This is a genomic window from Methanococcoides seepicolus (genome assembly GCF_023684405.1).
Taxonomy (GTDB): domain Archaea; phylum Halobacteriota; class Methanosarcinia; order Methanosarcinales; family Methanosarcinaceae; genus Methanococcoides; species Methanococcoides seepicolus.
The window spans coordinates 1-21042 of the sequence record NZ_JAGSOI010000026.1; the positions used below are offsets into that span (position 1 = coordinate 1).

A 21042-nucleotide genomic window follows, 5' to 3' on the forward strand; every position below is an offset into this window, starting at 1 on the left:
ATTACTTCATCGAGTCCAGTTTCTCCAAGTCTGTATTTTACAAAATGATGAAGTGTTGCAGGAGATGGAAGATTCATAATGCCGTTATTGTCTTCAAAAGACAGAAGCTGCGCTTCTTCTTTTGTTAAGGTAGATATTGTTTTCTCAAATGAGAGGTTTCTATAACATTTCACAACGATGAGCTTTATCATTGACGAAATCTTATACCTAAAGTGCCAGTCCTTATCGGCATAATAGCTACTTTCAACATAAGAAGCAATGTCATCGATATCTAAGAAATACAAAAATTGGCATATTGATACGTTGTCTGTGTTCAGATAGTTAGCAATTGAATCTCTGGTACAGATTCCGTCCGAAACATCGTAATAATATTTCATGGACTGGCACATTTTCTACCATATAAATGTAATGCATAAGCTATGCTCAAAGTGAGACCAGTCGTCTTGAAAAAAGAGTTACGCTTTTAAAGCGAAAAGCTAATTTGATAATCTCATATAATTAATTCTTTACAGTAAAGGTGAAAAATAGGCATTCTTCATGCTCTTTAGTTGTTGACTTCCTGCTATTCTTCCTAATTATAGTGAATATTGGGATCTGGAAATCCTCCTTTTCAAACATATTTTCTACAATTCAGTTTTAGGCTCTGTAGAAAACCTATCAAAATCAACATATATAGACTGGAATTGGAATTATATTCCAACATCATGCAACACATCCCATAATCTTTTCAAATTGGATTAGTGTCCGAATATCGAGGATTTCTACAGAGCCAAAATAACAACATATTATATACGATTAAAGTTATTTTGTTTATGGGGAATTGGGTCAAACAGCTATGAAGCAGAAAGTATTCCTTATACTTCTGGGACATAGTTTTGTTGAATCAATGCTGCATTATTATGCTCTTTAAATAACTAATAAATTGGATGGTGTGACACGCATGGGAGAAATTAAAGAAGTTATGATGGCATACTTGCAAAACAAATCATTTATGGACAGTGGTACAAAATTAAATGATGATGATTCTTTAACAATGAAAGGGATTATCGATTCTATTGGATTGATCGAATTAATAGATTTTATTTCTGAAAAATATTCCATAGAGATTCCTGAAGACCTATTAACTCCTGAAAATTTTGATTCAATCAATGGAATTGTAAATATTATCCAAAAATTGACAAAGTGAGACCATGAGAATTGATGAATATATTGCAAACCATGCAAAAACAAGTCCCGAAAATATTGCTCTGGAAGAGAAAGACAAATCTATCCCTTATGGCCTTCTTGATGAAACTATAAACACTATAGCATCAGAAATAAATGATTTTGATAATTGTAAATTTGCACTCCTTGCCGAATCAGGTATAGAATATATTCAGGCCCTAATGGCAGTTTATCGATCGGATAACATCGCCGTACCTCTCCCGGTGGAACTGACGGAATCCAACATTAGAGAGATACTTAATAGCAACCAGATAAATAATATTATTGTCACAGAACAGCAATATTCGAGATTTGGAAATGCTTTCTTTGAAGGATTCACCACTGTGATCTATATTCCAAATGATTCTTCTGTGAAGAATTTACGTAAAAAGATCATTAGTGAAAACAATAATGAGCTATTAAGGCTCGTAATGTACACATCCGGGACGACAGGAACTCCAAAAGGTGTCATGCTAAGTGATGAAAATCTAATAGCAAATGCAAATTCCATAATAGAGGTACTTAACATAACACCGAAGGACAAAGCTGCACAAGTGATATCTCCACACCATGCTTTTGGAAATTCTATAATTAATTCTCAGTTGATCGCAGGCGGTTCCATCAAAATCGGTGGTCTTACTTTCCTCGAATCAACCTTTAAACTTGTAGAATCGGGAGTAACTATATTTTATGGAGTTCCAAGTACCTACCGTATCCTTCTCAAATATCCTTCTAGCTTCCAGAGATCATTCAAGAACGTCAGACTTGCTGCTTCTGCAGGCGGCGCCATGGAAGAAGAGATTATAGAAAAGATCAAGCAATTGAATGACAGGATCGAAATAATCCCTATGTATGGACAAACAGAAGCAACAGCAAGACTTTCCTATCTTCCATCAGCAGACCTGGAAAAATACCCTGATACAATAGGCAAACCAATTCCAGGAGTTGAACTTGACGTTGTTGATGATAGTAAAAAACCAGTTGCTTCTGGAGTTACAGGAGAATTAATTGCCAGAGGTAAAAATATACTGATAGGTTACCTTAACGATGAGGAAGCTACCAGTAAAAAGATCATAGATGGTTGGATGTATACCGGAGATCTGGCACAGAAGTTACCAAATGGTTACTTTAAATTGTTAGGCCGTAAGGACGATCTGATAAAAGTTGCCGATCATCGTGTAAATCCAAGAGAAGTAGAAAAATATATTGGCAAACAAAATGAAGTTTCGGATGTGTTCGTCGTCCCAGTGAATCATGAGTACTTGGGAAATGCTATCAGTCTGATGGTAATTCCAAATCAAAATACAGAAATTGAAACACTGCATACATTTTGTAGGAAGAACCTGCCCGGTTTCCTGTGTCCACTGGAAATTATTCTTATCGAGAACTTGCCACTAAGCAAAAGTGGAAAAATATCTAACAGGTCTATAATAGAGGGGTATCAAAATGTCAAAGCTAATATGTAAAAAATGTATTTTAGATTCAGACATTCCTGGCATAACAATAAACGAGGAGAGTGGCCTTTGCCAGTTCTGTGAGAGCTACACACCCCTGTCTTCGGAAGAAAAGAAGAAATATTTAGGAATTATAGAAGACCTGTTTACAGAACACAGCGGAAAAGGAGAATATGATGCTATTTTTGCACTTTCCGGCGGAAAAGACTCTTCATATGCACTTTATAAACTGAAAAAGGAGTACCCATTCCTGAATATCCTTGCAGTTCAGTTTGATAATGCCTTCATTTCAGACACTGCTATTGCCAATGCAAAAAAGATGTGTGAGATAGTGGGATGCGACTATTTTAAACTGACAATGGAAGAAAAGAGACTTTGTGATACATTTCGAAAAGCAGCTGAGTCTACCAACGCATATTCAAAATTCGCCAGATATCGAGCCAGTGATATCTGCAATACTTGTATTAGCATCATCAAGCAGAAACTGATCGAACAGGCAATTATTCATAAAACACCATTTATTATTTTTGCATTCACATCCGGACAGGCCCCAAATCCCATAATTGACCTTCAGGTCAATTTCATAAAATGGTCCCGAAATATTTTTGAGAAGCAACTTCAAAATTTCGGTGTAGAGGACAAGGATGAAATTTTCCTTATAAAGAATGAGATCATAAAAAGCATAGACAAAAACACCACTCCAATCATGTTACACCCATTGTGCCTGTGGGATTACAATGAAGATGATATACTAAAGACTCTGGCAGACCTCGGATGGATATCTCCGAAAATCAGTGACAGCAATTCAACAAACTGCCTTTTGAATTCATTTGCCTGCCATAATCATATCAAAAAATATCAGATCCACCCATATGCTTTCGACATAGCAGGACTTGTTAGAAGCGGGGATATGACACAGGAAGAAGGATTGGAAAAATTGCATAAAGAATTGTCAAAGCCACTGATGGAAGTGGCTGCAAAGAAACTCAATATGGAACTCGAGTGAGCCAGAGTTCCAAATGAGATCCACTAATATTCTAAACTAAGCAACTGCTCAAAGTAGTAATCATTTTCAGGGTGAACATTATGATAATAATTGATGAACTGAACAAAGATACAGAAAAGAACACCTTTAAGATCAGAACCTTTATTAAAAGAAAAGTTCAGGATTTTAAGAAAAAAGGAGTTGTTGTAGGAGTTTCAGGTGGAATCGATTCTGCAGTCATACTCACACTAGCTGTTCAGGCTTTGGGCAATGAGAATGTTTATGGATTACTACTTCCTGAAGAAGAATCAGCCACTATCAGCACGGAACTTGGAGCAAGACTTTGTGAATCATTGAATGTTTCCTATGAAAAGGTCCCAATCACCCCAATATTGCAGTCACTTGACATATATGGTGAGAAGGATAGGATCATAAAGAAAACCTGTCCTGAATATGATCCGGATATCCATAAGACCTCACTGGTCCTACCTGCCCTCTTAAACAATGATATGTTAAACATCCCATCCATAAGACTGGTAAAAGATGGTGAAATAATTGCAGAGAACAGGTTGAAAGCAAAGGACTATCTCGAACTTATAGGAATCCAGAATGTGAAACAGAGATCGAGAATGTTAATCCAATATCTATACGCTGAAAAAAATAATTATATTGTATGCGGTACAACTAATAAAACAGAACTTATCCTGGGACAGTTCGTAAAATATGGCGATGGTGGGGTGGATATCGAACCCCTGGCAGATTGTTATAAAACTCAAGTATATGCATTAGCAGATCTACTTGGTGTGGATAGAGAGATAATAGAAAGACCTCCAAGCCCAGATACATGGAGCCACTATACATCTGATGAAGATTTTTACTGGCGTATGCCAATTCAAATTATGGATCAGCTATTATATTCACAGGAATATGCCCTGCCCATTGAAATGATAGAAGAGAACACCGAACTGTCAGAAGAAGCAATAGATAAAGCAAAAAAACACATCGACAGGGTAAGAAGTGCAGCCAATTATAGTGTGTCCCCACCAGCTATATGCTATCTTGACAAATGATATTGCATTTATGCCAAGCGGTACCAGATCTTTATGATTCGAACTTTGAACTGCTTAAAAAGTGGAATGTGAAAATGCTCAAAGATAAAGTAGTACTGATTACAGGAGCAAGCCGCGGGATCGGAAGAGCTACGGCACTACTAGCAGCAGAGAATCATGCACAAGTGATCATTAACTATCACAAAAGTGAAGATAAAGCAGCCGAACTTGTAGACATCATTAATGAGAAAGGACTTCATGCTACCATGATAAAAGCAGATGTTTCTGTTGAAAATGAAGTCAAAGACATGTTTGAATCTATTAAAAAACAATACTTCAAGATCGACATACTTGTAAATAATGCTGGAATAATGAAAAATAATTATTTGATGATGACAAGCACTGAGTTATTCGATAATATTATTGACGTTAATTTAAAAGGGACTTTTTTGTGTAGTCGATACGCCTCAAACATTATGAGGAAGCAAAAATCCGGAAGAATAATTAATGTATCATCTATAATAGGATTGAATGGAAATGCTGGACAAACAGCATATTCAACAAGCAAAGCAGGAGTCATTGGATTTACAAAGTCTGCAGCAAAGGAGCTTGGCAGATATGGAATAACAGTTAATGCAATTGCACCAGGATTTATTGAAACTGACCTGACCAAAGATGTTAAAGAGGAAATCAAAGAAAAAATAATCTCTGACATAGCTCTTGGTAGGAGTGGAAAGCCAGAAGATGTTGCAAAAGTGATTTTATTTTTGAGTTCAGAACTTGGCGACTATGTAAGTGGACAGATCATCGGAGTAGATGGATGTCAAATAATCTAATTGCATCCCCCATAAGATCAAGTCTGTACCTAATAAATTTGAAAAATGATACGATGATTCTAAGCTTATTCTCCTCTAGGATCTAGCTTGATCTTGAATACTATGAACTCAATGATCATGACTAAAATAATAAATGCCATATAAATACCTGTGATCATTGACACCTCCTGGAAGTCAAAATCCCGTATCCAGAACACATCCAAAATGATGATCCCAAAAAGCACAATTGAGTATGATACAAAGCTGAAGAGCAGTGACAACTTCCATTTATTCAACAGGTCCATACGTAATAGCCTCCATTATATCTTTTTTGATGCTTCCTTCAATCGATTAGATCTACTTTCCAAAGAAGGATGGGTATTGAACAGTAATAAATGGATATCATACAACTCTGTAACATGTAATACATTGAGAGGAAACATGTGAGCGTGTCCAGGATTTACACCTACTTGATTCAGATCGACCTGATGTTTCAATCGTTCCAAGGACTCAACCAGCATCTGAGAGTTTCCAGTAAGTTCTACAGCAGTTTCGTCAGCCACATGTTCCCTTGAGCACGCAACTAACAACTGTGCAACCAATGCTGCAGGTGGAGCTACCAACCCCATTGAAAAGAAACGAATGAATCGGGGTGCAGGGTCATAATTCTGCCCAAAACCCATAAACAGTGCCCCCCACAATGCAAGTGTGGATACAGCTGCAAAAGAGCCTGCGAAAAGAGCAACAATGGTATTTAATTGGACGTCACCATTCTTTATATGACCAATCTCATGTGCAAACAGGATCTCAAGCTCAGATTTATCAAACATATCCATTGCCTCACTGGACAACGCAACAGCGTATCTCCCACCTGTACCTACCGTGAAAATCAAAGGTAAAGGATGATCAAACAGATACATATCAGGAGGTGATATTTCTGCTTTTTTAGAAATATTCTCCAAGGAAGCCACTTTTTCTGCACGATACCATCTAAGAAGGATCTTTCCACTATAACGGTAGAGAATATAACTTAAAAATAAGAACACTAATAAGGAGATACCACCAGCAATATCCCCAAAGATCAAGAAAACTATCGCAGGAACAGGGATTGAAAATAGAACAAAAAGGAAGATAATCTTTACTTGATTGTTAATGAGCACTCCCCACTAGTAGATTATAGTAGTCTATATTATAATTGTAATTCATGCTTTAAAAGGTTTCTAACAATATCTTAAAAATAACCATAGAAGACCTTTACCCTATTAAGGGCCATATTTTACTCTTGCTACTGGAAAATAATTTAAGAAAAAGTTATATCTTTTAAAAACGTACTTCTTATAGATGTTCAAGTCTGATAAGTGTGTATATAAACAAGATCTAATAGCATCTATCGCCTTGGCAATACTTGCAGTGATTTTTATCCTTATTCCACCACTGAACGAAACTCCATTGCGGATAGTCTTTGCCCTGCCTCTGATATTTTTCATACCAGGTTATGCATTTATCGCCATGATGTTCCCAAAAAGAGACATCAGCAACATCGAACGTTTTACATTGAGTATTGGATTCAGTATAGCCATAACGGTCTTTAATGGCTTTGCATTAAGCCTGACACAGTGGTTATTCAGACCAAACTCCATATCAATATCATTACTTATAATAACGGTCATTTTTGCCGTACTTGCATATCCTGCCAGAAGAAGGCATCTGGAAGAAGACCAATTCACATTTTCAGTTCACGGATTCATAGAGTCCATCAGATCAGATGATGAAAATGTTCCTGAAAAGGACCGCATCCCACCTGAGATCGAGAAAGCGCTAATTATCGCCCTTGTGGTATCCATTATCATAGCAGCAGGGATGCTCGTCTACGCAAAGACCACACAGGAAGAGGAACAGTTCACAGCACTGTACATACTTGGACCTGAAGGAATGGCTGAGAACTACCCCACAAACGCATTCCTCGAAGAACCCATTACAGTTACCGTGGGTATCGAGAACTATGAGAAGCAGGATGTGAACTACATACTTCAAATGCAGCTTGATGGCGAAGTTCTTCAAACGTTGGACGTTACATTATCTGATGAAGAAAAATGGGAAAAGGACCTGACATACCATCCCGAACAGATGCGAATGGGACGATCGAAACTTGAATATGCACTTTTCAAGGAAAAAGTATCACTCAATCCATATAGCTCTGTAAATCTGCAGATAACACATGAATATCCGATCGAATACTTGCAGGAACTGGCAGAAGAGGAAGAAAAAGGATCATCAGATATTCTCCATGTGCTTGAGAACTATGACATGGAGCAAAACACCAGTTGGAGCTTTAAGACCAACGATAAGAACTTCAGTGGGTCATATGTTAAAGGAGAAGGAATATTTGATTCCCAAGCATTTGTATTCAAGCTTCCATACGAAGGAAAATTGCCATTCTACAGTGGCCAATATTATGAGATGTCCCAGAATTTCAGATCGGATAAAAAGGGAACTTTTGTATTGTCACTGTTTGTGAAAGACACATACAAACCTAGAATTGTCGAAATTAATCAGACACAATTCAAACAGATACTTGTCAACAATATATTAGTTTGGGAGACTGCGGTCGGTGGAGATTATAATTGGCAACACGTTCATTTACCAGTAATATTGAACGAAGGAAACAATCTCATAACATTAAGAGCGATCCAGAGGAGTAATAACGATGTCCATCCTGTAGAAATAATATGGGACGAAGTGACAATACTTCCAATCTCGGAACTTTCACCTTACTCAGAGAACGGACTTCTCGAACTCAACCCCCCACGATCAGAAATGGTCCCATTGCCAATAAGCGTAAATACAACTGATTTTGAAGTCGAATGGAATGGTACAGATATTGGAAGCGGTATTGAGTACTATCTTGTAGAATATAGTATTGATGGAGAAAACTGGCAGACATGGTTATCCGAATCAAATGAAACTTCCGCAACATTCACGGGAGTTAATGGAAATGATTATTATTTCCGCACCCAAGCAATGGACGGAGCAGGTAACTGGGAAATTGTCCATGATACACCAGATACGAATACCACCGTTGACCTTACTGAACCGTAATTTGATATGATATTTAACCAAATCCATCAAATGGACCAACATTGTTTGTTGTGAAAGCGGAAGAAACATTGACTGGAATTGAGTGCCTGATAGCACCGGATGATGAGAACTTCCACTATGATTTTATTATTAAACGCAATTGATTGTGACAAACGATGGTGTTGACAGGAACCAGGTCAACATTTTACCTTTTTTGACACATACATAATAATTTTAAAATTTATTTTTGAAATGCATTCACACCAGTACTGGAAGTTATCTAAATAAATACCCCCTCATCATTATCACCATGATGACTTCCAGTATTTATTCACAATGTTTAAATCTAATCCTATACAAAATATTAATTATAAATCGTTAAAACGAGGGGGTAGAATGATGAAAGGGAAAATATTACTATAGCTAATGGTAGCAATTATAGCCACAAGTGGCACTTCAATGGCTTATGGGGCTGACCTATGGGATGAAACCGGCACGGCAAGTTTGCCACCTATAGTCATTATCCAGCCAGGTGAATCATTAGTAGTGAGTTACCACATGGAGGGTATCGCTGACCTAAATGAACCCCATGTCTACGAATACGATGTGTCTGTGAGATCCGGCTCAGGCAGCCCTACCGATATCGAGATTACATATCCACATAATGTGACACCAACATCTGACCCATTCATTGATGTCGGTAATATAACCATTACCAAAAATGCAAGTACACCGATGGACACCGTTTATACAATCCAGATCAAGGCTGGCCCACAAGGACTAGGAGCAGTAATTGACGCTGCTTCAAGAACGAACGAAGTCCCAGAATTCCCAATAATCGCTCTCCCAGTAGCAACGATCATTGGCCTAGCATTCTTCCTTCGGCGCCGCAAAGGAGAGTAACCTTACTCTTCTCTCATTCCCTTTTTTGCTTTAATTAACACAACCCCAGAATACATTCCCTAATTCTACACTATCATCGATCCTACTCAAACCTTTATATTCTCAAAGACCAATCTAGCAGCGATCAGCTATGGAACTTGAGAAGCTACTTGAAAAATTATCTAATGCACATGGAATATCAGGGTATGAGAATAACGTCAAACAGATAATGGAAGACGAGATCACACCATACGTTGATGAGACCAGAACGGACAAGATGGGAAATCTCATCGCCACGAAAAAAGGTGATGGACCCACGGTCATGCTGGCAGCACACATGGACGAGATCGGCCTGATGGTACAATACATTGATGACAATGGCTTCCTGCACTTTGTGAAGATAGGTGGCTGGTTCGACCAGACCCTCCACAGCCAGAGAGTTGCAGTCCACGGAACCAATGGACAGCTAACAGGCGTTATCGGTTCAAAACCACCGCATGTTATGAAAGAGGAGGACAGAAATAAACCGGTCAAGGCAGAGGACATGTTCATTGATATCGGAGCAAAGGACAAAGAAGATGCCATGAAGATGGGAGTGGATGTAGGAACCGCCATATCCATAGACAGAGATTTTGCAACCCTCGCTAACGGCCTGGTCACATGTAAAGCATTCGACAACAGGGCGGGAATTACAATGCTCATTGATGCCATGAAGCAGATATCCGAAACAAAAGTAAATGCAACCATACATGCCGTAGGGACAGTTCAGGAAGAGGTCGGGCTCAAAGGTGCACGCACATCTGCCTTCGGACTTAACCCGGATGTCGCCATTGCAGTAGATGTCACATTCCCCGGAGACCACCCCGGAATAAGCAAGAACGATTCTGCACTTGAAATGGGAAAAGGTGCTGTTATCACAGTCGTTGATGCTTCCGGCAGAGGACTTATTGCAGACAGGACAGTAATAAAATGGTTAAAAGAGACCGCTGAAGAGAATGAAATACCCTACCAGCTCAATGTAGGTGGCGGCGGAACGACCGATGCGACCGCAATACATCTCACAAGAGAAGGTATCCCGTCAAGCACGATCAGCGTACCTACAAGATACATCCACTCACCTGTGGAGGTCTTATCCCTTGAAGATCTAAGGTCCTGTGCCGATCTCATCGCAAAGGCTGTTCAGAACATCGACAAGTATTTCTGATAAACAGATCAGAATACTCATTTTCCCTTTTTTTAAAATAATTTGTTTTGGAATTCTTTGGAATTGATGTACGCAAATATATCATAGAATTCTCAAATATTAAACGACATACAGGCGACTATAGGGCATATGCAGATCACACCTCACCAAAAAGACTAAAACCAATAGGAGTATTATTTTGGCTGTCATAGTCAGCGGCATGCGTATATAAATAATATCTTTATTATTAGTGATAAATATACAGATCGCTGATGAGAAAGGATAGATCATTAAAACTGAAAAACAAAAAAATAAACTGAGGGATTGCATTATTTGAAAATATCCGGTTTTTGGACACAACATTGAGAGACGGTGAACAGACACCTGGTGTCGCACTGAAAACAGAAGAGAAGGTCTGGATAGCACGTAAGCTTGATGAGCTGGGAGTGGACATTATCGAAGCAGGCTCAGCTATCACTTCCGAAGGGGAGCGTGAGGCCATTCGTGCCGTATCAGCAGAAGGGTTAGACGCAGAGATCTGCAGCTATTGCCGTATCATGCAGCAAGACGTGGATTTCGCATTAGAATGTGATGTGGATTCAATTCACCTTGTGGCACCGGTATCTGACCTACATATCAGTGTGAAGCTGAAGAAAGACAGGGCAGCATTGAAGGAAATGGCATTAAATGCCGTGGAATATGCAAAGGACCATGGTCTTATCGTGGAGCTTAGCGGAGAGGATGCTTCAAGGGCAGACTTAGACTTCTTGAAGGACCTGTACAAGGCCGGTGTGGAAGTAGGTGCTGACAGAGTGTGTTTCTGTGATACTGTGGGATTGCTTGTGCCTGAAAGAACAACCGAGATATTTAAAGAGCTATCATCATCCATTGACGTACCAGTGGCTGTTCACTGCCACAACGACTTCGGTCTTGCAGTATCGAATACAGTAGCAGCGCTCAATGCCGGTGCAAGAGAAGCACATATGACAGTAAACGGTATAGGAGAAAGAGCAGGGAACGCAGCCCTTGAAGAGGTTGTCATGGTCCTTGAATGGCTCTATAAGCGCGATACTTGCATAAAGACCAATGAACTTTACAAGGTCTCAAGGCTTGTCAGTCGTCTTACAGGCCTCGCCGTTGCACCGAATAAATCACTTGTAGGCGGAAATGCATTTACCCATGAAGCAGGTATCCACGTTCACGGATTGCTCGCGGATACTTCCACCTATGAACCGATAACCCCGGAGAGTATCGGACGTGAAAGGCAGATAGTGCTTGGAAAACATGCAGGGAAGAGTTCCGTCACACTTGCACTGAAAGAGCAGGGACTGGATGTGGATGATTCACAGCTCAATGAGATCGTCTCACGTGTGAAGGAATTAGGCGACCACGGAAAGCGTGTTACGGATGCAGACCTCCAGACAATCGCAGAAACTGTGCTTGACATTTACCGCGAATCAAAGGTCAAATTAGAGGATTTTACTGTCGTATCCGGGAACAGAGCAACTCCAACCGCTTCTGTAAGGCTGACAGTCGATGGAAAAGAGATCGTTGAAGCAGCTACCGGTGACGGACCTGTGGATGCGGCCTTTGAAGGGATTCGCAAAGCTGTCTCCGGTGTTGCTGACATCCAGCTTGAGGAATATCATGTCGATGCCATCACCGGCGGTACAGATGCACTTGTGGAAGTACTGGTAAAACTTTCGAAAGATGGGAAAATGGTCACCTCACGGGGCGCACGAACAGACATAATAATGGCATCTGTAGAAGCAGTTATAAACGGTATCAACCAGCTTATACAGGATTAAGAACAAGTAATTTATGATTAATAATTGAAAGATGTCGATATATAGTTTGATAGTCAGTATTGATGGTAGCTATTGAATAATATGTTAGCAACCTATTGACAAATATATATCGATCTTAACTTACCGATCAACTAAAAGGAAAAGATAGCATGGCCGGAAAAGCAGAAAGAATGACAGGCGCAAGAGCATTTGTCGAGTGCCTGTATCGGGAAAACGTCGAGATTATTTTCGGATATCCAGGTGGCGTACTGCTCCCTATCTATGATGAACTTTATGATGCACACCTGTACCATCTACTCGTCAGACACGAGCAGGCAGCAGTCCATGCAGCCGAAGGATACGCAAGAGCCACAGGTAAAGTCGGTGTATGCCTCGCAACATCAGGCCCAGGAGCAACGAATCTTGTCACAGGTATTGCGAACGCATACATGGATTCAGTTCCAATGGTAGCTTTCACCGGACAGGTACCAAGTTCAATGTTAGGCAATGATGCATTTCAGGAAGCTGACATCACGGGCATTACGATGCCCATCACAAAACACAATTACCTCGTACAGGACGTAAAGGACCTGCCAAGGATCATCAAGGAAGCATTCCATATTGCTTCCACAGGCAGACCAGGACCAGTACTCGTCGACATTCCAAAGGATATTACTACAGACGAGCTTGATTTTGTATATCCTGACACGGTCGAACTGCGTGGATACAAACCAACATTCAAAGGTAATGTACAGCAAATAAAGAGAGCTGCATCTGTCCTTAAAGGTTCAAAAAGACCTGTGATCTATGCAGGCGGCGGTGTGATAGGATCGGAAGCAAGCAAAGAATTGCTGGCATTTGCCGAGAAGATCAAAGCGCCTGTTACGACGACACTTACCGGCATCGGTGGGTTCCCGAACGACAATGAGCTTTATCTTGGAATGCCTGGAATGCACGGCACGAAATATGCTAACTATGCGATCCAGGAAAGCGATGTCCTCATAGCAGTAGGCGTACGTTTCGATGACAGAGTAATCGGAAAGGCAACATCTTTCGCACCGAATGCAAAGGTTATCCACATTGATATCGACCCTGCGGAAATATCAAAGATCATAAAGGTAGATGTCCCGATCGTCGGCGATGCAAAACACATCCTGGCATCACTTATCGACCATGTTTCCGAATGCAATACCAAAGACTGGCTCGACAAAATTGCTACATGGAAGAGGGATTTCCCGTTGTTCTATGTCAACAGGGATGATGTCATCAAACCACAGTACATCCTCGAACAGATTAACGAGGTATGCCCTGATGCGATAATCGTCACTGAGGTCGGACAGCACCAGATGTGGGCTGCTCAGTATTTCAAATACAAAGAACCTCGTACATTCATATCCTCAGGCGGACTCGGAACAATGGGCTATGGTTTCCCGGCAGCCATCGGTGCCAAGCTCGGCAGACCCGACAAGATCGTTGTCGATGTTTCCGGTGACGGTTCGTTCCAGATGAACTCACAGGAAATGGCAACCATTGTCCAGAACAACATCCCCATAATCATTGCAATTTTCAACAATGGTTATCTTGGAATGGTCAGACAGTGGCAGGCATTGTTCTTCGAACACCGGTATTCACACACCACCATTGAGAACAGTGTTGACTTCGTCAAGCTGGCAGAAGCATACGGTGCAATGGGAATACGCGTAACAAAGCCATCCGAAGTGAAAGCTGCTATTGAAAAAGCGGTTGAGGCCAATGGACCGGTACTTATCGATTTCATCATCGAACGTGAGGAGAATGTATCCCCTATGGTCCCGGCAGGTGCTGCAATAAACGAAATACTCGATCTGGAGGACATACAATGAGACACACACTTGCAGTTCTGGTAGAGAACAAATACGGAGTACTGGCAAGGGTCTCCGGGCTCTTTTCACGCCGTGGTTTCAATATTGACAGCCTTGCAGTAGGGATCACTGAAGACCCTACGATCTCAAGGATGACCATCATTGTTAGTGGTGATGATCACGTGCTTGAACAGGTCATGAAACAGCTTAACAAGCTCATCGATGTCATTCGTGTGATAGACCTCAGTTCAGAAGAGTTCGTTGAGAGAGAACTGGCCCTCATTAAAGTTAATGCCGATGCCAACAATCGTGCAGAGATAATACAGATAGTCGATATCTTCAGGGCAAGGATAATCGATGTTGCCTCAAAGTCAGTGACCATCGAAGTTACCGGTGACATTGAAAAGATAAAGGCTATTCAGACCTTGCTTAAGCCATTCGGTATCAAAGAGATGGCAAGAACCGGAATAGTAGCCCTTAAAAGAGGCTCAAAGAGCTTGTGATCATTATTCATATTTAATATTTTCAGAATCAGGAGAAATAAACATGGTAGAAATGTTCTATGACAAAGACGCCGATCTTGGCGCACTTAAAGGTAAAACAATTGCTGTAATGGGCTATGGTAGCCAGGGTCATGCTCAGGCACAGAACCTGCACGACTCCGGCCTTGAAGTTATCATCGGCCTTAGAGAAGGAAGCCGCCGCTGGAAACAGGCAGAAGCTGATGGCCTTAAGGTCATGACCGTAGCAGAAGCTGCAAAAGCTGCAGATGTTGTCCAGATCCTCCTTCCTGACGAGATCCAGTCAAAGGTCTATTATTCAGAGATCGAACCAGGACTTGAAGCAGGAAATTCCCTTGTGTTCTCACACGGATTCAACATCCACTACAACCAGATCGTACCATCAAAGGACCTTGATGTTTACATGGTAGCACCAAAGAGCCCAGGTCACCTTGTAAGAAGAACATACAATGAAGGAGCTGGCGTACCAGGTCTTATCGCAGTCTATCAGGACGCAAGCGGAAATGCACGTGAAATGGCACTTGCACACGCAAAGGGTGTCGGATGTACAAGAGCCGGTGTCATCGAGACAACATTCCGTGAAGAGACAGAAACCGACCTTTTCGGAGAGCAGGTCGACCTTTGTGGCGGTGTCGCAAGCCTTATCAAGACATCCTTCGAAGTTCTTGTCGAAGCAGGATACCAGCCGGAGATGGCATATTTCGAGACACTACACGAGCTCAAGCTCATTGTTGACCTCATCCACGAGGGCGGTCTTGAGAAGATGTGGTATTCAGTCTCCAACACCGCAGAATATGGCGGTCTTACAGTAGGCCCACAGATCATCAACGAAGAGTCCCGTGAAGCAATGTATGTTGCACTCGAGAGGATCCAGAACGGTGAGTTCGCACGTGAGTTCGTCCTTGAAGGACAGACAAACCATGCAGTACTTACCTCTATGGAGCGCCTTGAAAGGGAACACCCTGTAGAGGTCGTTGGTAAGAAGCTCAGGGCAATGATGCCATGGCTTAACAGCGAACTCAACGAAGAGTAAGCTTATAAAAATAAACTAAATACTTTTTCAGGACATGATGCCCTGAAAAACCTTCTTTTTTTGTGATACTTATGTCAACTACCATAGAAGCCATTCTTAACCGACGAAGTGTCAGGGAATACACCGATGAACCGGTCAGTGAAAAGGATATCAATACAATCCTTGACTGTGCCAGATGGGCGCCATCGGGTCTTAACAACCAGCCCTGGAAATTCATTGTTGTACGCGATGAAGACACCATCAAGAACCTGGCACAATGCACACATTACTCAACCATTGTACTACGATCCAAAGTATTGATCGCAGTTTATCTTGACAATGAAGAAATGTACCACCATGACAAAGATGTAATGGCGATCGGAGCATCAATACAGAACATATTGCTTGCCTGTGTCGAACTTGGACTTGGCTCAGTATGGCTTGGTGAGATCCTCAAACAGGCGGATATGGTCAATTCTATCCTTGAGGCCCCGGAAAATCATGAGCTTATGGCAGTGATAGCTATTGGAAAACCTGTGGAAAAGGAAAGAACGTCCAGTAGGAAAAGTATTGCTGAGCTTACTTTCGAAAACAAATTCGGCAAGAAGTGGATAGGTTCGAACTGAACCCCCCCACAGAGATATTCACATACGTGCCATAAAATAAAGAACATCACAGATGAGAACTTTAAGCAACAGTATTTACTAGCTTATTTTTTCCTGTAACTGCTTCGCATCTGTGCTGCAACCTCACATTTACGATTGGCACAATATTCCTTCGCATCCTTCCCCTGCTCTTTGACGCGCAACCATCGCCATCCACATCCCCCACAGACCTTATCGGTGATGGTCAGCCTGCCGTTCTTTGGAACAGATTGTGTATGACCACAACGTTTTGTACAGCCAAGGAAACGTGAGTCTTTGGTAGTGATCAGAAATGTCTGACCATCGCAGGCAGGACATGCACCCACCACTTCGGGAGGATAACATTCCTTTTCCATATCGCATGAAAAGCATGGGCCTATACCCACAGCCCAGAAATATTTGCTTCCCACCTTCAAAACAGCCGCTCCACCTTTCTTGCACGTACGTGACCTCTGCACGGCCAAAGCACCTGTTTTCGGCAAAGGGAAAGTGTTCTTGCACTGCGGATAACCTGTACAACCTACAAAGCGTCCTTTATCCGTAGTAATGATGTGAAGCACCCGTTCACACTCACTGCATTTACCAATGTGGTTCTTCTTATCAGTCTCGACCGCTTCATCTGTAATAGTACCTGCAATGCGAGTGACCATCAGATCACGATTGCTCAAAAGCTGTGAATACATCCCTTTGATAAGCGAAGTACCTTCTTCAAGAGCCAATTCAAATTTCTTGGTCCCGTCTTCAACATCCTGTATGAGAGATTCTATGCTTGAACGAATATCAGGTTTAACAAGGATAGAAACTGAACTGTTCAGCGCATCCATCAAAGTAAAACCGGTATCGAGTATGGCAATGGTCTTTCCCTTTACCTCGAAATAACCACGTTTCTTGTTGGTCTCTATATGGCTCGGAGCAGTTGCTTTGGTACCAATGCCATGCTTATCCATAAGCGTAAGGAGTTCGGCCTCAGTTAGCCTTTTCGGAGGTGTGGTCTGTGCCTTTATATTAGTGACCTTCTTGACATCGAGAATCTCACCCAGATCGAGTTCCGGTAATATCTTGTCCTGTGGTTTCTCAAAAGGATAAACAGCAAGCCATCCGGCATTATTCTGTATCGAGCCCGTAGAATCGAACAGTTCGTCCACCATGGTGATCTCAAATCTTGTCTTTTCAAATATCGCCGGCGGAAGTAAGTTCGCAATGAAATGCCTTACGATAAGATCATATACATCCCATGCACGCGGCATCTTGACAGCCCTTTCGACCTCCATGCGTGAACCTGCCTTGATCGGATGAATAGGCGGGTGGTCATGACCGTCCTTTTTACCATTACGGGGAACTATGGCCTTTTGTGAGAGTAACAACAATGCAAAATCCTGATAATCCCCTTTAGTAAAGCCTTTGAGTATGCTGGCGAAATCCATGTCATCAGCATACATGTTCGTCTCTGTCCTCGGATAGCTCGTAAAGCCTGAAAGATAGAGCTGTTCAGCTATCTCCAGAGCCTGATCAGGACTCACACCCAGATATTTCGATGCACGTTTAAGGAACTCATTGGTGTTGAGAGGGAAGGGAGGATTTGTATTCATCTCCTTTACTGTCTTTTTGGAAATGACCGCGGTCTTGCAACCTTTCAGTTTCTTAAAGATCGCATCCGCTTTTTCTTTATCATAGATGTGACCACCACGGTGCACACCTGTAATATCAGCACCCTTTCCGGTGAATACTCCCTCGATCTTCCAGAAATCCCGGGGATCGAACTTACGAATGGCAAGTTCACGTTCATAAACAAAACCACATGTAGGGGTCTGACATGGTCCGATGGAGAGAACACCTTTGGTTCTTGCCCTTTCCCGCACCGAAAGGGTCACAAATCGAGTAAAGGATGCACCCATCTTGAGATCAAGGATCTGTCTCGCCTCTGCGGACATCGCCATGTTCTCATCAGGCTCCACAAGGTCATTAAAAGCCTTTTCGATCTCACTTTTGGAAAGAGAGGAAAAACGTGCACGTTTAACTGTTGAATTGCACACTTTCTCTGCAATGGACTTCGCTTCGAACCCTATATTCTCCCCTTCCCGATCAAAATCGCAAGCAAGCACAAGAAGATCTGCACCTTTGGAGATCTTCAGAATAGCACTGCCAAACGATGCTTTGTTGATCTGCTTCACAGGATCGGTATCCAACAGAACAGCGGGGTCCACATCCCTCCAATTGTTGAACTCTTCGGGATAATCATACCCCATGATATGACCTGCAAGTCCCATGATCTTCCAGAGAGATCCATCCCTCTGGAACTCATATACAGAAACACCATCCACGATGCTTCTTTTTGCTGAACCTCCGGACAAGATGGTAGATATCTGTGCAGCGGCCTTGTTCTTCTCGGTGAATACAACTGTGGTCATGGATAATTGGGTGGATAAAGTAGTTCAAATAGCGATACTGTTCCTAAAAAAGGTATGACATTACATAACGCTAACACTACATTAAAGTTATCTGGCATTAAAAAAATAGATATTGATACCACAATATGTTAGAGAGAAATTATTCTAATGTTGTTCATCTTCGTTTAAATGAGAAATCATTGTACACACCATCATAGTAATTTTGCATGAAATATAATCGTTTATGTGAAGAATAATAAAAATTAAAAGTGCTAGAGAAAATCATTAAATTTGAGAAATAATTAAAGAATCATTTCAAGTTTAGTTTATTGTATAACATTACAAGAAGGATATAATATGAAAGATATAACTTGGCATACTGAGCCAAATAACAAAGATGAAGCGATGCGAGAAATCATTAAAGAAGTTCGGAATTGTAATTTAAATTGTTATAGGGAAGAATACAAAAAACCATTGAAAACACTTTTTAATCGAATCATTAGCGTAGAAGAACTTATGAACGGCAGACCTCTGATAGATGATTGGAGAAGTCAAGATATTCTGTTTATTTCGCAAGCACCTTCTAAGCAAGCATGGGTAGATAACGAGTTGAGTTCATTAGACAATTCTTTTTTTACTGACTTTTTATTGAAAAAAATCTATCCTAATAATAATTCAAGCGTAGCAATTGAAAAATGGAAACAAAATGTCTTCTGGATTCATACTGCCAACTGTTATCCTGGCAAAGGTGAAGGTGGAGATAAAGTCCCTAATATGGATTGTGCTGAAATGTATTTCGATAAAATAATCGAAACTATGAATCCAAAACTCATTATTTTGATGGGGTTATCTGCAACTAAGTTTTTTACAGAATATAGAAGATTATCAGATATTAATAAAAAGTCACCACGTTTAAAAGATATACTATATTTACAATACGACAAACAAAAACCATTTTTTGTTGATTCTAAAGACGGGACCAATCAATATGAAACCATAGTCATCCCACACGCAGCAAACTTAACTAAGTTATCTGAAAGTGGAATATTTGCTTACAATCTTTTAATTGATTCATTAATAGATGGGAAGGCTAAAAAGAATGAATATGAATTCACACTTAAAACCAAAGACATTGTTTCATCTTCTAAGCACACTTGGCTTGATGAAATTGTGTATGTGCTAAAAGAACTGGGGGGACATGCCAAAAATAAAGACATATTTATTGAAGTCGAAAAAAGAGGTATGATGAATTTCACTCCACGCTGGAAAAATAGTGTAATAAAAACTATTGGATTACATTCAAGTGATTCCAAATCTTACAAAGAAGGCAATTCAGATAGATTTTATAAGATTGATAGAGGCCATTGGGGATTAAGGGACTTTAAATAAGAAAGACAACGATTCAGTTCTCCGGTTAATTATCCGTGAAGATCTCTATAAACAACATCCCAATTGGACAAAAGATCAGTTATCTGACATGGCAAAAGGCACAACTACAACAATTGGCATTGAACAGGATGAAAACTTTGCACCAATTGCCATAAAATTAACTCGTGCACGATTCACAAGGATTTTTAAATTATAGAAAACAAATAAAAATAGAGGTGAACAAAAGGTTCACCTTACTACCAGAACTTCCACAGGAGAATGACGTAATACATTTTCCGCCACACTTCCGAGAAGCAATCTTGTCAGGCCGGTCTTACCGAGAGTTCCCAGTACGATGAGGTCGATGTCGTTATCCTGTGCATATTTGAGAATCTCTTCAGCAGGATGACCTTCAAGCAGAACAGGTTCTGCATCCACGCCATTTATTTTGGCGACTTCGACAACCTCGTTCACTGCTTTTGTACCCTCTTCCCTCATCACATCAAATGGTACTTCCCATCGCATCATCCTTGAGCCGATAGGCATGGAAGAGGCGGGATGTGTCGGAAGGACACAAACTGCATAGATCTTTGCTCCAAGCAGCCCTGCCAGGTTCATTCCTGAAAAAATAGCATTCTTTGCATTATCAGAACCGTCGGTAGCTATCAATATTTTATTATAACTTTTACCTGCCATGTAATACCCCCAGTAATACATAGGTGCTCTTTGAAAAGACATTCACCCAAGTAAAATATACTTTTCAATAGTATATTATATTTACGAAAATGTCCTGAGAAAGTTCGGTCATAGGAATATGAAACATATATATGCAC

General features: G+C 40.9%; 18 protein-coding genes and 1 pseudogene. 14 read left to right on the forward strand and 5 right to left on the reverse strand.

Annotation, left to right across the window (positions count from 1 at the left end; genetic code table 11):
• A pseudogene (locus tag KDK67_RS07565) lies at positions 1 to 389 on the reverse strand (ISNCY family transposase); the annotation flags it as partial.
• Positions 390 to 940: 551 nt separating this feature from the next.
• On the opposite strand from KDK67_RS07565, the gene KDK67_RS07570 reads away from it, so the two are divergent.
• The 5 genes from KDK67_RS07570 (at position 941) to KDK67_RS07590 (ending at position 5527) form a co-directional block, all read left to right on the forward strand.
• The gene (locus KDK67_RS07570; RefSeq protein ID WP_250868196.1) at positions 941 to 1186 is read left to right on the forward strand and encodes an acyl carrier protein; all 246 of its coding nucleotides are present in this window, start codon (positions 941 to 943) and stop codon (positions 1184 to 1186) included.
• Between the two features lie 4 nt (positions 1187 to 1190).
• On the forward strand, positions 1191 to 2669 hold the full coding sequence (locus KDK67_RS07575) for a class I adenylate-forming enzyme family protein (RefSeq protein WP_250868197.1): 1479 nt from the start codon (positions 1191 to 1193) through the stop codon (positions 2667 to 2669).
• Positions 2650 to 3663 (forward strand): adenine nucleotide alpha hydrolase family protein, encoded by a 1014-nt coding sequence (locus tag KDK67_RS07580; protein WP_250868198.1) that lies wholly within the window; start codon positions 2650 to 2652, stop codon positions 3661 to 3663. The genes KDK67_RS07575 and KDK67_RS07580 overlap by 20 nt, the downstream gene beginning before the upstream one ends.
• An 80-nt stretch (positions 3664 to 3743) precedes the next feature.
• A complete protein-coding gene (gene nadE, locus KDK67_RS07585; RefSeq protein WP_250868199.1) occupies positions 3744 to 4712 on the forward strand; it encodes an NAD(+) synthase in 969 nt (322 codons plus the stop codon).
• A gap of 74 nt (positions 4713 to 4786) precedes the next feature.
• A complete protein-coding gene (locus KDK67_RS07590; protein WP_250868200.1) occupies positions 4787 to 5527 on the forward strand; it encodes a 3-oxoacyl-ACP reductase family protein in 741 nt (246 codons plus the stop codon).
• 65 nt (positions 5528 to 5592) lie between these two features.
• Here KDK67_RS07590 and KDK67_RS07595 read toward each other — a convergent pair whose 3' ends face one another.
• Positions 5593 to 5811, reverse strand: coding sequence for a hypothetical protein (locus tag KDK67_RS07595; protein WP_250868201.1), 219 nt, complete (start codon positions 5809 to 5811; stop codon positions 5593 to 5595).
• Between the two features lie 15 nt (positions 5812 to 5826).
• Positions 5827 to 6666 carry a M48 family metalloprotease gene (locus KDK67_RS07600; RefSeq protein ID WP_250868202.1) on the reverse strand — a complete coding sequence of 280 codons (840 nt, stop codon included), beginning with the start codon at positions 6664 to 6666 and terminating at the stop codon, positions 5827 to 5829.
• A 235-nt stretch (positions 6667 to 6901) separates the two neighbouring features.
• Between KDK67_RS07600 and KDK67_RS07605 the strand changes: the two genes are divergently transcribed.
• The 8 genes from KDK67_RS07605 to KDK67_RS07640 all read left to right on the forward strand — a co-directional run bounded on the left by KDK67_RS07605 (position 6902) and on the right by KDK67_RS07640 (position 16436).
• Positions 6902 to 8605, forward strand: a complete 1704-nt coding sequence (locus KDK67_RS07605) for a DUF1616 domain-containing protein (RefSeq protein ID WP_250868203.1) — start codon at positions 6902 to 6904, stop codon at positions 8603 to 8605.
• 405 nt (positions 8606 to 9010) lie between these two features.
• Positions 9011 to 9487, forward strand: coding sequence for a PEF-CTERM sorting domain-containing protein (locus KDK67_RS07610; protein WP_250868204.1), 477 nt, complete (start codon positions 9011 to 9013; stop codon positions 9485 to 9487).
• A gap of 130 nt (positions 9488 to 9617) precedes the next feature.
• A complete protein-coding gene (locus KDK67_RS07615; RefSeq protein ID WP_250868205.1) occupies positions 9618 to 10670 on the forward strand; it encodes a M42 family metallopeptidase in 1053 nt (350 codons plus the stop codon).
• Between the two features lie 320 nt (positions 10671 to 10990).
• Positions 10991 to 12457, forward strand: a complete 1467-nt coding sequence (locus tag KDK67_RS07620) for a (R)-citramalate synthase (RefSeq protein WP_420846931.1) — start codon at positions 10991 to 10993, stop codon at positions 12455 to 12457.
• A gap of 149 nt (positions 12458 to 12606) precedes the next feature.
• Positions 12607 to 14298 carry an acetolactate synthase large subunit gene (locus KDK67_RS07625; RefSeq protein ID WP_250868207.1) on the forward strand — a complete coding sequence of 564 codons (1692 nt, stop codon included), beginning with the start codon at positions 12607 to 12609 and terminating at the stop codon, positions 14296 to 14298.
• The gene (gene ilvN / locus KDK67_RS07630; protein ID WP_250868208.1) at positions 14295 to 14780 is read left to right on the forward strand and encodes an acetolactate synthase small subunit; all 486 of its coding nucleotides are present in this window, start codon (positions 14295 to 14297) and stop codon (positions 14778 to 14780) included. The genes KDK67_RS07625 and ilvN overlap by 4 nt, the downstream gene beginning before the upstream one ends.
• Before the next feature lie 43 nt (positions 14781 to 14823).
• The gene (gene ilvC, locus KDK67_RS07635; protein ID WP_250868209.1) at positions 14824 to 15831 is read left to right on the forward strand and encodes a ketol-acid reductoisomerase; all 1008 of its coding nucleotides are present in this window, start codon (positions 14824 to 14826) and stop codon (positions 15829 to 15831) included.
• A gap of 71 nt (positions 15832 to 15902) precedes the next feature.
• On the forward strand, positions 15903 to 16436 hold the full coding sequence (locus KDK67_RS07640) for a nitroreductase family protein (RefSeq protein ID WP_250868210.1): 534 nt from the start codon (positions 15903 to 15905) through the stop codon (positions 16434 to 16436).
• Between the two features lie 83 nt (positions 16437 to 16519).
• On the opposite strand, the gene KDK67_RS07645 is transcribed toward KDK67_RS07640, so the two are convergent.
• The gene (locus tag KDK67_RS07645; protein WP_250868211.1) at positions 16520 to 18862 is read right to left on the reverse strand and encodes a DNA topoisomerase I; all 2343 of its coding nucleotides are present in this window, start codon (positions 18860 to 18862) and stop codon (positions 16520 to 16522) included.
• Positions 18863 to 19198: 336 nt separating this feature from the next.
• Here KDK67_RS07645 and KDK67_RS07650 point away from each other — a divergent pair, with 336 nt between their 5' ends.
• Positions 19199 to 20230 carry a uracil-DNA glycosylase family protein gene (locus KDK67_RS07650; RefSeq protein ID WP_250868212.1) on the forward strand — a complete coding sequence of 344 codons (1032 nt, stop codon included), beginning with the start codon at positions 19199 to 19201 and terminating at the stop codon, positions 20228 to 20230.
• A gap of 228 nt (positions 20231 to 20458) precedes the next feature.
• On the opposite strand, the gene KDK67_RS07655 is transcribed toward KDK67_RS07650, so the two are convergent.
• Positions 20459 to 20905: a universal stress protein gene (locus tag KDK67_RS07655; protein ID WP_250868213.1), complete on the reverse strand. Its 447-nt coding sequence runs from the start codon at positions 20903 to 20905 to the stop codon at positions 20459 to 20461.
• Positions 20906 to 21042: the final 137 nt, after the last annotated feature.